The organism is Paenibacillus sabinae T27 (genome assembly GCF_000612505.1).
GTDB classification, from domain to species: domain Bacteria; phylum Bacillota; class Bacilli; order Paenibacillales; family Paenibacillaceae; genus Paenibacillus_AQ; species Paenibacillus_AQ sabinae.
The window spans coordinates 2,041,134-2,056,326 of record NZ_CP004078.1 but is presented as its reverse complement, the minus strand read 5'-3'; the positions used below and the strand labels follow the sequence as shown (position 1 = coordinate 2,056,326).

Here is a 15,193-nt window from a genome sequence, read left to right as displayed (position 1 = left end):
AATATGCAAGACCCGTGCCAAACTTCTGTATCGCCCAAAAAAATTTTTGAAAAAACAAAAAATCCCCGCTGTATCAGGGATTTTTGTTCGCTTGAAAACGCTAGCTTTGGTTCTATTTTTTATCTGTCATACACAAATGTAAACGCTTCATACTCTAGGCTTCTATAATGGGGCTGTTTTATATACATCGCTCAACATTTCGCAAATATAATATTTTTCATCGTCGGTCAGGGTTAAATTAATACCTGAGGCAAAAATACCGCAGGCCCGGTTCACCGCATTCATGATTTGCGGATCAAGCGTCCCTGTCTCTCCACGGTAAACTAACCCGTCATGTATAACCATCCGCTCCAGCGCGTGGGCCGTGTGGATGGCAAGCTGGACCTTCATCGCATATTCAAATTCGAGCTTAAGTTCCTGTTCCAGCTCCTGAACGAAATTCATCAAGGTGCCCAATATTTTGTGGGGATTCAGGTACGTCAGAAATTCCTTCAGGCTGTCCTCGCACAAATCCTTGATGACCACGCTCTCACTGGCCTGCACTACAGGCAGCTCATGATTCAGAAGCAATTCCCGCAGCAGCTCTTCGCCGCTTGCGTCAATCAGCTGCTCCAATGGAATGAACGGAACGGTCCGGTCGACAGGCCGCTTTACTCCAATAACAGCCAGCACATCCTGTTTGGCCTGCAGCTCTTTGACCACCTTATCCAGTTCCCTGATTCTCGCCGGGATCACCGTTATTTTCTTCTCGGTAAGGTCGTACACGATTTTCTCCACAAATTCCTTAACCTTGATCGCGGCGCCTCGGCCGGAGGAGCAGACCGTGATGATAACCTTGTTATCCAATATGGCATTCACTGAAGCATCAATATTGTTATAGCCTCTGAAATCCTTCAGCGACCGGTAAATGTCCTCAAGCTCCATATCGAGTATGCTGGCTTTTCGCACGGCTTCAAGCGTAAGCGGCGTGGACACCATGTCGATCGTCTTGACCTTGATTCCGACCCGTTCCATAATGGTTGCTTCAAAACTGAGCAGGGAGCCCATATCCACCAGCATCAGCACCCCTCTGCCGCTGTCGATGCTCTTCACCTTGTCGATAATAATCTCCAAAATCTCTCTTGGGCTGACATCAAGCGGCATATCGACTGCGCAAATATTCGAACTGCCAAGGAGACTGTCTACAACGCCGACGATGCTGCTCGCCGTACTGTTGCCGTGCGCGGCCACAATAATTCCCACATTGCCCTGACGCTCCTCCTCCACCGATTTGAGCAGGATCGCCACATACGTAACCTCGGCTCCGGGCACGTCGATTCCGAACCGGGCTTCGATCATGTCCTTGATGGTCAAGGCCACTCTATATTCTTCATCATTCTGGTTTACGGGATCGTAGACAGGCTTGCCGCCGTATTTTTTCTCCCGAATCCGCTTGAGAAAGGCGCTCAAATGAAGACTGAAGGCATAGACGAACCGCTCGCTGCATTTTCGGTCCAGCTCCTCCTCCACCAGCAGCTTTACCTGCTCGGCAAATTCAAGAACTTCATTGTCGACGATCTTGAGAATACGTTCCCGGCTTCCCTTCAGATTGTAGAACCGGTTATAGAAGCTTTTGATATGGATGTTGACGTCCGTGGTGATGAACCGGTTAATGTAGCTGTCGTCCAGACCTTCGTCCTTGAGCAGGCTTATTTTGTCCTCTATCAGCTTGTATAGGTTGAACGGCGGCTCCAATACGTCCTCTTCTTCCGTTACATGGCTGCCCTCCGGCGTAATGTACAGCTGGGATGCAATTGCTCCGAACTCCTCAATTTCCCTGCGGTTCTTCCCAATGTTGAACAGACCTTCCCGGATATTGCCCGGCAGCAATTTGAAGTCGAGAATAATTTCATCCTGGTTCTCGCGGATGCTGTTCAGAAACCCTTTGGCGCATACGAGCTGGATATTCGATTTAAGCTGCCCGATATTGCCGTAGGTGACACTGCCGATCAGCGCTTTGACGACCTCAGATTCGACCTTGATCGGCTTGTTGACCCGAAGCGCCTCGCTCTCCAGCAGATGCTTCAAAATCTGAAGCTGCTCCGCGGGCGTCCGTTCCTGCAAAGGAGGAATGTTGATGGTGATCGGGATGCGCCGGATAAAGGTCTTCAGCATGGAAGAGCCCGGATCTTCCGTCGTGGCCGCAACAAGCAGCACATTCGCGCTCCGGTTCCGCTCCGATTCCCCAAGCTTGTTGTACGTGTGCGTATCCATGAAATAGAAAATCATTTCCTGGCCTTCCGGCGGCAGGCGGTGAATCTCGTCGAGAAACAGAATGCCTCCGTCCGCTTTTTCCACCAGTCCCTTTTTTTCCGAATCGGCTCCGGTAAAGGCCCCTTTGACATGGCCGAAAATATGGGAAATCAGCAGCTGGGGATTGTTGTAATAGTCGGCGCAGTTGAATACGATAAATGGAGAATCCTCGGAAAACCGCTTCATATGCTTGCCGTAGTTGTACATCAGCCTGGCAAACAGCGTCTTGCCTACCCCCGTCTGACCCACAATCAGCGTATGCAAGCCTCTCGGCGGGTACAAAATGGCAGCCTTTCCCTGCTCCACCTGGTTGCGCATGCTGGCCTTGAAGCCGATCAGGGAATGGAACGGATCAACCTGTTCCCCGGGCCGCAGGATCTCATCCAGACTCCCGACCTCAATCTGCTTCTCTTTGAGCTGAATCCGGAAGATCTCCTCAACCGTCTGCTTATGCAGAAATTTCACCGGTCTTCCCTTGATTTTAATGATCTGGTCGGCGCGGAGAAGGTCGCTCAGCTCTTTGCTCACGTTGTTTCTCAGCATGTTCTGATGAGCGGCGATTTCCGCCGCGGTGATCCCTCCGTCGTACAGCAAATGTTCCTCGGCAAGCTTTTTGGTATGCTCTGCTATATATTCTAAAATCTTATCGATTCTTTTCATTTGCACACCTCCTGTCGTCATCCTCTTTGCAGTAAGCGCTTACTATTTTAAAATACTTTAGATATCCAGTATATATGAACCGGGAATGAATCTCTATTTAAAAACGCACCTTATAAAAAGGTGACAGATTCAATGTGCAAAAGCAACACTAAAAAAGTGCAAATAAAAGCTCCTGATTGGCAGGAAACTTGCATCGGATTCGCGAAGTCTTCTTCTACTATAGATAACTGACACGGTACTGCCCCGCTGTGTTGTTCCCGAAGGAGCTGTGACAGATCATGATACGATTCGGATTAAAGCAAGAACAGACTTTGAAGCTGACAATGACGCCCGAGCTGAGGCAGGCCATCCAGATTCTGCAATACTCTTCGGCTGATCTGATGTCCTACTTGCGCGAACAGGCGAATGAAAATCCGGTGATCGATCTGAAGGAATACGATCTTTCCATGTCGGGTGCAAGCAGCGGACAGGAACGGACAGGGATAGATTATTCCAACTCAAAAAGCGCAAATTCCGTTGACCTTCTGGATTGGATCGCCGAACCGGCGGAAACGCTGTATAAGCATCTGCAAGCGCAACTGGGACTGGTTCGCGGCCTTACCGGCATCCGGCGGAAGACGGCACTGTATCTTATCGGCAATCTGGATGAAAAAGGGTATCTGGAAACGGACGCGCCGGAGGCCGCCCGGGTGCTGGGTATTCCCGCTCAGGAAGTTCTGGACACCCTTGCCCTGATACAAAGCTTCGAGCCGGCCGGGGTTGCCGCCCGCAGTCTGGAGGAATGCCTGCTCCTGCAGCTTCGGCGCAGCGGCCAGGATGATCCACTTGCCGTAGCCATTGTTCAGCGCCATTTAAACGAATTGGCATGCAACCGGTTGCAAAAAATGTCGGATACGCTCGGTGCCTCCGTTGCCGTGATCCAGGACACGGCCGACAAGATACGCAGGCTGAATCCGTCTCCAGGTGCGGCGTTCGCCCTTAACGAGCAGCAGTACATCGTCGCTGATTTAACAGTAGAACAAACGGACAGCGGGTACGCGGTCCGTCTGAGCGACATCGGCGCTCCGCAGGTCGCGGTCAACCCCCATTACCGGCAAATGCTGAGAAATCTCCCCCAACAGGAGGAGACCCGCCAATTTATCCATGACAAGTACACCACCGCCAATTGGCTGATGAAAAGTCTGGAGCAGCGCCGTCAGACGTTGACACGCGTCGCCGAGGCCATCGTGGACATGCAGCGCGATTTTTTTGACGAGGGCATTCACGGACTTAAACCGCTTACCCAAAAAGAAATCGCCGAAAAAACCGGCCTGCACGAATCGACGGTCAGCCGGGCGGTCAGCAATAAATACATGCAGACGCCGCGCGGTCTGTTCGAATTGAAATATTTCTTCACCTCTGCTCTCGCCTCGGCTGACGGGGAATCCGCTTCCTCGGAAAGCGCCAAAAGACGGATCAAGCAGCTGATCGATGATGAAGACAAACGCAAACCGCTGGCCGATCAGACGATTGCCGAATTACTTGCCAGAGAAGGACTGGAGATTTCCCGCCGAACCGTGGCAAAATACCGGGAAGAAATGCGAATTCCATCCTCCGCCAAACGAAAACGGTTTTGAAATAAAGGCTTGTTCTCTATTTTGTCATATTTTACGAACTTTCTTGTCCGGCTGCTTATAAAGCACGAGAAACCCCCACAAATGCCAATTATTATTTGAAAATTGCCCAATCCCGGTCCAACCGATGTGATATTTATTTACATGACTTTTTTGAAATCTTTCTCCTATTTCTGAAAACATGATTTTTATCAATTATTTTATGGGCCGGTATTGGTATATTATTAGAAAAATTTTAGGCATGTGGAGGGAATACCGATGTATTATGTACAAGAAATCGCATCCGATATATTTTGGGTGGGCGGAACCGACAAAAGACTGGAACGCTTCGAGAATATGTTCCCGCTCCCTCAAGGGGTTGCCTTTAACTCGCATTTGATTCTAGATGAAAAAACCGCGCTCATGGATACAGTGGATGCCGCGATCAGCGCCCAGTTTCTGGAGAATATCGAGCATGTGCTGAACGGCCGTTCTCTGGACTATCTGGTTGTGGGACATATGGAGCCCGATCATTGCGCCAATATCGAAGAGCTGCTGCGCCGCTATCCCGATCTGAAGATCGTCGGCAACAAAAAGACGTTCCAGTTCCTGGAGCAGTTCTACACGTTCAGCAAGCCGGACAATTACCTTATCGTCAAAGAAGGGGACGAGCTTCCGCTCGGCAGACGCACGCTCCGTTTCTTCATGGCTCCGTTCGTCCATTGGCCGGAGGTCATGTTCTCGTACGAAGTTACGGAGAAAATTCTGTTCTCCGCCGACGCCTTTGGCTGCTTCGGGTCGCTTTCGGGGAATATTTTTGCCGATCAGACGGATTTTGAAGGGGTCTACCTCGACGAGTCCCGCCGCTACTACTCCAACATTGTCGGCAAATACGGACCGCAGGTACAGACGGTGCTGAAGAAGCTGGCCAAGCTGGAGATCGAGATGATCGTTCCGCTGCACGGCCCGATCTGGCGCGAGAATCTGCCTTATATCATTGACAAATACCAGCATTGGAGCACCTATCAGCCGGAGAAGAAGGGCGTTGTTCTCGTCTATGCGTCCATGTACGGCAATACGGAAAATGTGATGAACCTCATCGCGGGCAAGCTTGCCGCCAAGGGAGTTCAGGACATCCGCATGTATGATGTGTCCAAGACCCATCCGTCCTATATTATCGCGGATGCCTGGAAGTTCAGCCATCTCGTATTCGGTTCGCCGACCTATAACCTCGGGTTGTATCACGGCATGCAGGCCCTGCTTCATGAAATGGCGTCTTTGAACCTGCAGAACCGCAAAGTGGCTCTGGTCGGCAACTATACCTGGGCGAATGCCGCGGTCAGAGACATGACGGAAATTATCGAGAGCATGAAGAAGATCGAGTTCATTGGCGAGCCATTCGAAATCCAATCCGCGCTTAAGGCGGAGCAGCTCCCTGAACTGGACCAACTGGTCGAGGCCATCTACGCTTCCCTGAACGCCGATTCGGCGGAGCTGGTTGCTGAAGGCGCCGGAACAAGCACGAAATTAATTTAGAGAATTATCCAAGCAGGAATTTTGTCATTTATCAAAAGCTGCCCTTAAGTCAAGGGGACTAGCTTCCGTCCAATCGGCGGGGCAGTCCTATGACGTTAGGAGCGGCTTTTCTTTTTGATCGGGAAGATGAAAGCCCTCCCTTCTCATGAAGTCCCGCCGAAAAATGGCCATCCAAATGGGACCGAACGCCCTTGTTCCTGTATTTTCCATTCGGTAAAATAAGCTGAGTGTGCACAAATACATAATATGGAAGAAGGAATGAGGATGCGTTCAACCATCACGTATTCCCGGCTCTTACTCTCCGGACTAATGCTCGGCAGTCTGCTGGCAGGCTGTGCGGACCGGGAGCAATCGGGACAAAGCCCGGAAGACAGGCAGCCGGTGCAGGGGACCGCGGCCAAGAAAATTCACTGGTCCTATGAGGGAGAGACTTCTCCCGAATATTGGGGGGAGCTTAGCGAAGATTTTAAGACCTGCGAAGCCGGGAAGAAGCAGTCCCCGATCGATATTGAGGACAAAGATGTAGTGAAAGACGCAAATCTTTCAGCGGTTCAGGTCCATTATTCACCTTCGGAGGTGTCTCTGGTCAACAACGGCCACACCATTCAGGTAACCGTCAAAGGGCAGGATAACAATATCGTTCTCGAGGGTAAGACCTACACACTAAAGCAGTTTCATTTTCATTTACCAAGTGAGCACGAAGTAGGCGGCAAGCACAGCGAGATGGAGTTGCATTTTGTTCACCAGAGCGCAGACGGGGAATTTGCCGTTCTGAGCGTACTTATTAACAGCGGCGCGGAGAACGCGGAGCTGAACAAGCTGTGGTCCCAGCTCCCTAAGGAAGAAAGCGAAGAAGCAACGGTCATTGGGGGAACGTTCGATCTGAGCGCCCTGCTTCCGGACAATCTTCATTCCTACCGCTACCAAGGCTCGCTGACCACACCGCCGTGCACCGAAGGGGTACAGTGGATCGTCCTGCAGGAGCAGGTGGAATGGTCCGCAGACCAGATCGGCGCGTTCCGCAGCATTTTCCCGCATGATAACCGCCCGGTCCAGCCGCTGGACGGCCGCAAACTGGAGACGGAAGGGTAACTGCAGCCGGAAGCAAGCAAAAGACCGTTTTCCCGGTAAGGGGACGGTCTTTTGCCATTTTATCAGACAATCGGGTTCATTGTGTTATTAAGCCGCCGGGACCGCCTTAGGAGTCGTGCCTATCATTGTGATCCAGCCGGACCGCTCAGCTGCGGCCTTTTTATTTCCGCTTCGGCTTGTTGTACCCCTTGTCCCCGAAGGGCTCAAGCTTCTCGATCCACAGCTCAAGCAGCGCGTCGACCTCTTGCTGGTATTCGTTAAGTTCTGAACTGTCGTTCATCGTTTCTTCACGCGGCTTGATAAGGTCCAGTTCCTCGAATACGAAGCTGTCGCCGCCATAGATTTTCCAATCGGACTGCAGCTCATGGATCGAGTTCAAATTCGATTGCTGCATGAAGCTTAGCCGGTTGCGGGCCCCGGTCAAATCCATGCTGCCGAGCACCAATATTTTGCCGTTCTTTACATTTCGAATCTGGTAAACACCCATCGGGCGAAAAGACTGCGCGTACGCCTGAAGTGCACCCCTTAGAATGGACATTGGAATAAACCCCTGGTTTATCCGATGAAGTTCTTGGGGGTGCATTTTTTGTATGGCTATCAAAGGGCAAAAGTTTAAAACGTATTCCGAAGAGATCAAGAAAGAGGCCGTTCGCCTGCATGTTGTGGAAGGATGGACCTACCGAAAGATTAACGAACATTTAGGCATTCAAGACCCGCAGAGGATGAAGAAGTGGATGCGCAAATACCGGGAACAAGGCGAATTTGGACTCCTGGATCAGCGAGGCAGACGAGAGGAATACATCAATCAAGACCGGTATGTTCAAAAGCTCAAGCGGGAAAACGAAATGCTAAAAAAGTGCTTGGAAATCTGGATACAGGAGGTAAGGAAGAAAGGTATGTCCTTGTAGAGAAGGCGTCTGCCCAAGGTCGGATCACAGAATTGTGCCAGTTATTCGGCGTTTCCAGAAGCGGTTATTACGCATACCTGAAGCGAAAACAGACCGATCGGGATGCAGATGCCAAGAAACTCATCAGTAGAGCTTACTGGCGCTATGAGGGGAAGTACGGTTATCGGCAGCTCCAACTTATGATATGGCAGGACGAGGGGATATGGATGAACCACAAGAAGATACTGCGTCTCATGCAACAGCTTGGCCTTCAAGCTAAGATCCGCCGAAAACGCCGCTTGAACGTGACGTACCCGACAGGTGAGCGTGTAGCTGAGAACTTGCTCAAACGAAACTTTACAGCTGAAAAACCAAACCAGAAATGGGTCACCGATGTCACCCAATACCGTGTCGGGGATCGCTGGCTGTATCTTTCAGCGGTGAAAGACTTATTTAACAACGAGATAGTGGCCTACCAGCTAGGTGAACGCAACGACAATGAGCTGGTTCTACAGACGTTCACCAAAGCTTTTGCCAAGCAAAAAGACGTGACCGGATTGGTCGTTCACAGCGACCAGGGATTCCAGTACACGTCTCATGCTTACCACGACATGCTGCCACAGGTTGGCGCCCAAATCAGCATGTCTCGCCGGGGCAATTGCCTAGACAACGCCTCCATGGAGAGCTTCTTCTCGCATCTCAAAACGGAAGGACTCTATCCCTATGATATCCGAAATCTGGCAGAGGCACAAAGCCGAATTGAGAAATACATACGATTTTATAACCGAAAACGGCCGCAACGTAAATTAAATAAACTGACGCCGGTAGAGTACCGGCGCCAGTTTGCAGCCTAGGTGTTTTTTCAATGTCCACTAAATGGGGTCTTGACCACGCCGCAGCAAGCTCTTTCTTCTTCTGTTTATCAAGTGCCACTTACTCTGCCTCCTATCCTTCTTCGGACCGTTTAATAACCCATTTCCTTCAAAATTACCGACAGCGTCTTCAGACGTTCCCCAATCAGTTCCCCGTCATCGCTGAGCGCCTGGCTGAACAGCTTGATATCTTCATGGATTCTGTCGTTGTCCGTGCATACGGAGACGGTCATCGCATCTCCCTGTAATCCCACCCGGTCAATAACCGGATTCTCGGGATCGTACAGCTCCGGATACTGGTAGGCCTCCCGGAAATGAACCATGCTGCGCGTGACCAGAATGGCCAGATCAAGCACACGATGCAGCGGCAGCTCCTCCGATTGTCTGGACCACTTCTCGCCTGTGTACCGCCATACTTTGGCCGAAATATCGACTTTTCCGCGGTCGTTCCATTGGGCCAAGCCTAACGAAAGCCCCTTGGCGTCCGATTGATTCGCATATCTGCCATCGACGTTTTCATAATTCTCGGATACGATAACCGGTTTATGCTTGAGCGTTGTTGGAATTTTCATTTTCTTTGATCTCCTGTCGTCAGTTCGATTTCTCGATTTACTAATTTACTAAATTACTAAATGAGTAACAGTGACATAATATCCCAACCCAAACAAGAAGTCAATCTTGAACTCCAAAAAAAACGCCCGTGCGCCCTCTACGGGCGCTCCAAGCGTCAATGTCCATTTATTATTCGTGCTTTCTTTGTCCGAACTTTAAACTTTAACTACCGCTTTTTTCTTGATGCGGATCACCGCGCTTTGGGGGACCCTCGCGTCATGATATACGACAAACGCTTCGTTGAAATGCCACAGATAATCCGACTCATGGGACTTCGGAGACAGGATGATCATTTTTCTCGACAGCTCCTGCTCGTACAGCTCGAACACCTTGGACTTTCTGCCCTCGTCCAGGGCGCTGTCGAATTCGTCCAGCACGATGAATCCCGGCTCAGCCTCAATTGTCTTGAGCAGAGCAAGGGCGAACAGCAGCGAGCTCAGCGATTCCTCCCCGCCGGACACCCCTTTGCCGACCCGTCCTCCGCGGCCCTTTATGCCGATTTCCTCCAGCGGTCCCCGGTGGCCCTGCTTTCTGGCCCTGATGTTCAGGTAATACTTTACGTTGCCCTGCTTCATCTCCTGCAGCTCCCAGCTCACTTCGCCGTCAAACGAGAACAGATCCATATACCGGGTAAACCGGCTGTTTATCTGCTTGATTTCATAATCGGTCGTGCTGATCAGCTTCGCTTCAAGCTCGGCCAGACTCTCCTCCAGCTGACGCAGAAGCATGCGGGCATTCTGCACCTCCTGCTCGCCCCGCTCGAACTCCAGCCTGACTTTCTCGTAATTCTCCACGGCGTTCTCGTCCACCGTCTCGATGATCGCCTGATTTAACTGAACGAGAGCGTCCTCCTTGCGCGCTTTAGCCTGCGCCGGATTCCAGTCGGCCGCCGGAGGAAAGTCCGGCGATTCCTCAAGTAGTGTGGCGTATACGGAATCCAGTCGAACGGTCCAGTCGCTGTAAAATCGGCGCTCGGCCGTCCAGCTCTCCTCTGCGACTTCCAGAAGCTCCAGCCCGTCGTTCTTCTCCCGGGTCAGCGCCTCCAGCGTCTTGTTCGATTCTTCGATATACTGGAGCTGCTCCCTGACCCTCCTCCTTGCCGATTCCAGCGAGCGGGTAAGCCGATCCGCTTCCTCCTCACGGTCCTGAAGCTCTCTTTCGAGCTTTTGCACCCGCTCGGCCGAAATCTCTAGCTCTCTGCCGAGCTGCCCGAAGCGCTCGATTGCGGAGCTTTCCCGGTCGGCCCGGTCATACACTTGCCGGTAGCCCTCGAGCGCTTCAATTCGGACCGCAAGCTCGGCGGCGGTCCGGTTCAGCTGCCGGGCTTCACCGGCGGATTCGTCCCGGATTTCCGTCCACTTCCGCAGCTCGTCCGTCTTCCGCTCCAGCTCGCGCTTTCTCAAATCCCGCTCGGCAACATCGCCCACAATTGTCTCCGCTTCCTTGATCATTTGAAGCACCGAACGGATGAGACTCAGCCGTTCCTCGCATTCCTCCAGTTCCCGGCGTTCGGAATCAAGCTGAAGCTCCAGCTTGTCCAGCTCTTCGCCTGCGTGCTTCATACGCAGCTTGATTCCGCGCGGATGGAGAATCCATTGCCTGTCCTCCTGAGCCCCTCTCCGTCCAAGGGCGTCGACAAGCTGGCCGTTTCCAAGCCAAGCCTTCGAGGAAGCGGCGCCGGATATCAGGGTTCCGATCCACCATAATGCTTTCTGGGCTGCGGCGTACGTCTTGTCGTCGATATCTTGTTTCACGCGCAGCCCGAGAGGTGGCAGCTCATCCATCGTCCGTTCGGGGACAACGGCAGGCAGCTCGACATGACAGACATCGGTCGGCGCTGCGAAGCCCCGGGCGTCCACAAACAGCGTATACTTGATGGCGTCCAGCCGCTCTTCCCGCTCCAGCGGAACATGCTCGTCCATTTCCAGCAGGTCCGGCAGGGTGTAGACGGTTAGACCTTGGCCGCGCAGGCGGCCGATCGATTTCGCCTGTCTCAAGCTGAGCATTCCGCCGCCCTTCATCAGCGTGAAGACCTCCTCCTTCATAGAGCGGATGCCTTGCTCCAGTTCCCTTCCGCTGTCCAGCAAGGCGGAACGCCGGCTCTCCAGGCTCTCGACCTCGCGTTCAAGCCCGGCGCTTCCACCATACTGGGCGAGCATCTTCTTGGCGTCGCCTAGCCTGCGGAAGTCCTCCTCCTGCGCATATTTCAGCCTGCCGACTTCCCCGATCAGCCGATCCAGATGCGTCTGGGCCTCCCGGCACTTCTCCTCTGTCTCCCGCTCTTTGGCTTCCGTCTCCCGGAGCCTTGCCCGGTCCTGCGCCAACCGTTCTTCGACCTGTGCTCTGGAATAGGGAATCGCCCTCATCTGTTTATCCAGCTCCCGGAGAATATCTTCCAGCTGCCGGTATTCATCACTCAGCCGCTCGCGAAGGGTGCGTTCTTCGTCCGTCCGTCCTTCCAGCTCCGCCAGCAGGCCGTCCAGTTCATTCTTCCGGCGCGTCTTGTCTTCAAGCTCTCCCTGGCAGGACCGGTGCTCCTCCTCCAGCCCCATTAATCGCTCCTTTTCAGCTCCCAACCGCTCTTCCAGTCCGCCGATCCGCTCCCTCAGCGCATCGCTTTCCCTGCCGTACAGCCGTTCAAGCGCCGCCGAAGCGGTCAGCGCAGTATGGAGTCCCAGCCTCCGGCGTTCGTTCCTTCCGAGCAGCCGGTCCCGCTCCTGCTGCCAGTTGCCCAGGTTAAGCTTGTGCGAATGCTGGTTGCTTTCCGCCGTCTGGAGCGTGGAGAGCGCATCTTTTCGTTCCTCTTTTACCTTCTCCCAATTATGCTGCATCCGGTCAATGCCGGTCATTTCGCTGAAGATACGGAAGCGCTCCTCAGGCCGCATGACAGCGAACTGGTTCACATCTTGCTGATACCAGATCAAATAAAAGGCGTCGGGGGCCACCTTATATTTATGCTTCAGCTGCTGGCGGTACTCATGCAGATCATTGACGCTGTCCCCGGGGGTATAGCGGGTCTCTGTATCCCATTTCCAGGCTTCTTCCCCTTCGCAAATATAATACTCCTTCCGCAGTGGCTCCCCGGGCTGCTGCTCCAGATTCAACCGGAAGCCGATGTAAGCTCCAGCATCAACGGGGCTGTCCCCGGTATTGGCAAAAACAAGCTGAATCGCCGCTCGCCACACCCGGTCTGGCGATAAATTCCGCGAACGCAGCCCTTCCAGATCCACTTTGGAAGAGGCAAGCACCGCTCCAAGGCAGAACGTGATTGTCGATTTTCCCGAGCCGTTCGGCCCGCCTATCAGCACATGATCTTCAGGTCCGCCCCATTCCAGCCGGGTATCGGTAAAATCGCGGATGCCGCTAAACTCCAGCGCCCAAGGATTCACATTCCCTCACCTGCCTCGAGATTATAGCGTTTGAAGAACTTCAGCACATCGTCCATATTCAGCTGCTGCGAGTGGCTAAACTCGGTAAAACGTTTCAAATAGGAGTCCGAGAACAGCCGGGCCCCGATCGCTGTCAGCGCATAGGCTTCCTCACCCGATGGATGCTCGTATCGGGACACGGCGCCAAGCTTGATAAGCGTGTCAAGGTTCGCAAGTATTTTCCGCCTGACGTCAAGAGACTCATGCCCGAACGCCTCAAGCAGCTGGGTGAACAGTGTGAAATCGTTCCGGAGCACTTCCTGGTGATAAAAAATAAACATCAGCAAGGCCAGGCTTTCGGAAGGCAGCAGCTCTCTGGCCTGTCTGGCAGGAACATGAATCAGCACAACGGCCCGGTCCCGCCGCTCGTCATAGACCAGCCTGTAGTAGCGAGAGACGGCCTGATTCACTCTTTTCAAAAAAGAGACAAACCCCTGCCCGTCATCCGGACTCAGCTTCAATATCTTCATCACTTCCCGTCTGGACAGGCCGAAGCTGTCACTGCGCACCGCCGCCGAGGACGAGAACATAATCTGAACGAACGCATATTCTTCATCGGGACTGAGCACCGCCGTCAGGCGCTCCATCGCTGCCAGCGGCAGATTGCTGTAGCTGCCCTCCAGTTCTTCTGACGACATTTTTTTCTCCCCCTTTATTCATGAGCTGCCACTCCGTCCGGGTTTCGGGCGCCTGTGCATGTTCTGCACCGCCTTCTTCCCGTTCAATCGCCGCCTGTTGTCCGCCTACCAGAGCGGAGACGGCCAGCAGTGCGTTCAAGGCATCGCTCCAGTTCTCCGAACCCGCCTCCAGCACAAGCTTTTCCAGCCCTACCGCTTCCCGCTTCTGTAAAATCCGCTCGACTTCGTCTGTCCGTATCCGCTCTTTGGTCAATTGCCATTCCATCCGGGCCAGATGCAGGCCAATTTCATCCTCGGTCCATTCCTCGGCTTTCGGATAGTCAGGCTCCAGCCGCTCGAGGATCGGCTCGGCCTTGGGCACATACCCTTCGAGATAGCGGACGGTATCTGCAAGCTGAAGATTGGACACCGGGGAGGCGAACTGCACGGGTACCCACATGCCGTCCAACCGTTCTCCGGGGACGCGATCCTGCTCCAGAAAGCTCAATATTTCATGGCCGCGGGGCTGCTCGGAATCGGTTGCTTTGTCAAAGGATTGGATAATGTAGCGGCGAATGGCCTGCGGAGAAATTTCGGTCCTGATCTCGGTCTGCTGCAAGCGGGCGAAATGGAGAAATTTATTCAGCGTGCCAAGGGATATCTCCATTCCTTCCCGCATGATTTCCCTGCCTTGTTGAAGCAGGGGCGGTAAGGAATCGGCCTCCTCAACACCTTCGAATGGGCTTAGCCTTTCATTCATCCGGTCGTTCAGCTCCTGCATCAAATCCGCGATAATCTGAATCTGGGGAAGGGCGTTCCGGTCGGCGAGGAGCTCCAGCTGCCGTTCCTTCAGCTCGTCTACGGCATCCGCCGTGTTGCGAATCATGCTGGCCATCCTGTCGCCCCCCGAAATCCCTTTGTCGTCGTATGCTTCGCCAAGATCCGCATCCCTTCTTGCCTGGAACAGAGACCGGGCCACATCGTCCTGCATATAGTAAGCGAGCGAATCGTTGGCCAAGCGGATCAGCGTATCCGTCATCCTTTTGCCCGCATCCAGCATCGTCAGTCGGCGCTTGCCGCGGCTGATCCAGTTATATTTCTGCAGAACATTCAGCAGGCGGTCCAGGCGGATGCCCGGCTCGTATCCGTACTTGTTCCTGAATCGGTAAAAGAGGGCGTCGCCATCCGCAAGCGGCTCATCCAGCCCCAGCGCCTCCCGCTGAATCAGGTTCAGCATTTTCAACGTTTCCAGCACCTTCAGCGGTTCCTCGAAATGCTCCCGCAGCTCCGCCAGCACGCCCGCAAGCTTGACAAGATCACGCAGCGATTCCTTGCGAAGATGATCGGGCGCATCGGCGCCAAATATCGAGATCAGATTTCCGTCCATAGGCGGTTCCACTTCTTGGTATCCCCCATTTCCGTTTCCTGCTTGTTTTCCAAGCTCGGGTCAATTCAGGCAAGCGCTTACGGCCTTATTCAACTCACAACAGCCGCAAACGCGGTAGACCAGCAAAAATCCAAAACCTCAACTAATACCCGTCAGTGTCCAAGCTTCCCTGCCATATCCACTATAAAATTCCATAAAGGCTGCCGGTTTTCCTTCCC

At 53.2% G+C, this 15,193-nt stretch carries 11 protein-coding genes; 5 read left to right on the top strand and 6 right to left on the bottom strand.

The features are described from left to right. Positions 1-162: 162 nt before the first annotated feature. Positions 163-2,952: a sigma-54-dependent transcriptional regulator gene (locus PSAB_RS09395; RefSeq protein ID WP_025334325.1), complete on the bottom strand. Its 2,790-nt coding sequence runs from the start codon at positions 2,950-2,952 to the stop codon at positions 163-165. 275 nt (positions 2,953-3,227) lie between these two features. On the opposite strand from PSAB_RS09395, the gene rpoN reads away from it, so the two are divergent. The 3 genes from rpoN (at position 3,228) to PSAB_RS09380 (ending at position 7,172) form a co-directional block, all read left to right on the top strand. Next, positions 3,228-4,568: an RNA polymerase factor sigma-54 gene (gene rpoN, locus PSAB_RS09390; protein ID WP_025334324.1), complete on the top strand. Its 1,341-nt coding sequence runs from the start codon at positions 3,228-3,230 to the stop codon at positions 4,566-4,568. A 255-nt stretch (positions 4,569-4,823) separates the two neighbouring features. Then, positions 4,824-6,080 (top strand): FprA family A-type flavoprotein, encoded by a 1,257-nt coding sequence (locus PSAB_RS09385; protein WP_025334323.1) that lies wholly within the window; start codon positions 4,824-4,826, stop codon positions 6,078-6,080. A 264-nt stretch (positions 6,081-6,344) separates the two neighbouring features. Beyond that, positions 6,345-7,172 carry a carbonic anhydrase gene (locus PSAB_RS09380; protein WP_025334322.1) on the top strand — a complete coding sequence of 276 codons (828 nt, stop codon included), beginning with the start codon at positions 6,345-6,347 and terminating at the stop codon, positions 7,170-7,172. 160 nt (positions 7,173-7,332) lie between these two features. On the opposite strand, the gene PSAB_RS09375 is transcribed toward PSAB_RS09380, so the two are convergent. Further along, entirely contained in the window at positions 7,333-7,710 is a 378-nt protein-coding gene (locus PSAB_RS09375; RefSeq protein ID WP_025334321.1) for a GIY-YIG nuclease family protein, read from the bottom strand. Between the two features lie 52 nt (positions 7,711-7,762). Here PSAB_RS09375 and PSAB_RS09370 point away from each other — a divergent pair, with 52 nt between their 5' ends. Then, the gene (locus tag PSAB_RS09370; protein WP_025333158.1) at positions 7,763-8,080 is read left to right on the top strand and encodes a helix-turn-helix domain-containing protein; all 318 of its coding nucleotides are present in this window, start codon (positions 7,763-7,765) and stop codon (positions 8,078-8,080) included. Continuing rightward, complete coding sequence (locus PSAB_RS09365) at positions 8,029-8,913, top strand: IS3 family transposase (RefSeq protein ID WP_226991757.1); 885 nt, start codon at positions 8,029-8,031, stop codon at positions 8,911-8,913. The genes PSAB_RS09370 and PSAB_RS09365 overlap by 52 nt, the downstream gene beginning before the upstream one ends. Positions 8,914-9,023: 110 nt before the next feature. Here PSAB_RS09365 and PSAB_RS09360 read toward each other — a convergent pair whose 3' ends face one another. From PSAB_RS09360 to PSAB_RS09345, 4 genes are all read right to left on the bottom strand, one after another. After that, positions 9,024-9,503, bottom strand: coding sequence for a DUF6530 family protein (locus PSAB_RS09360; protein ID WP_025334320.1), 480 nt, complete (start codon positions 9,501-9,503; stop codon positions 9,024-9,026). A 195-nt stretch (positions 9,504-9,698) separates the two neighbouring features. Next, entirely contained in the window at positions 9,699-12,932 is a 3,234-nt protein-coding gene (locus tag PSAB_RS09355) for an AAA family ATPase (RefSeq protein WP_025334319.1), read from the bottom strand. After that, entirely contained in the window at positions 12,929-13,609 is a 681-nt protein-coding gene (locus PSAB_RS09350; protein ID WP_025334318.1) for a hypothetical protein, read from the bottom strand. The genes PSAB_RS09355 and PSAB_RS09350 overlap by 4 nt, the downstream gene beginning before the upstream one ends. Next, positions 13,524-14,987, bottom strand: a complete 1,464-nt coding sequence (locus PSAB_RS09345; protein WP_193373917.1) for a hypothetical protein — start codon at positions 14,985-14,987, stop codon at positions 13,524-13,526. Before PSAB_RS09345 ends, PSAB_RS09350 begins: the two co-directional genes overlap by 86 nt. Positions 14,988-15,193: the final 206 nt, after the last annotated feature.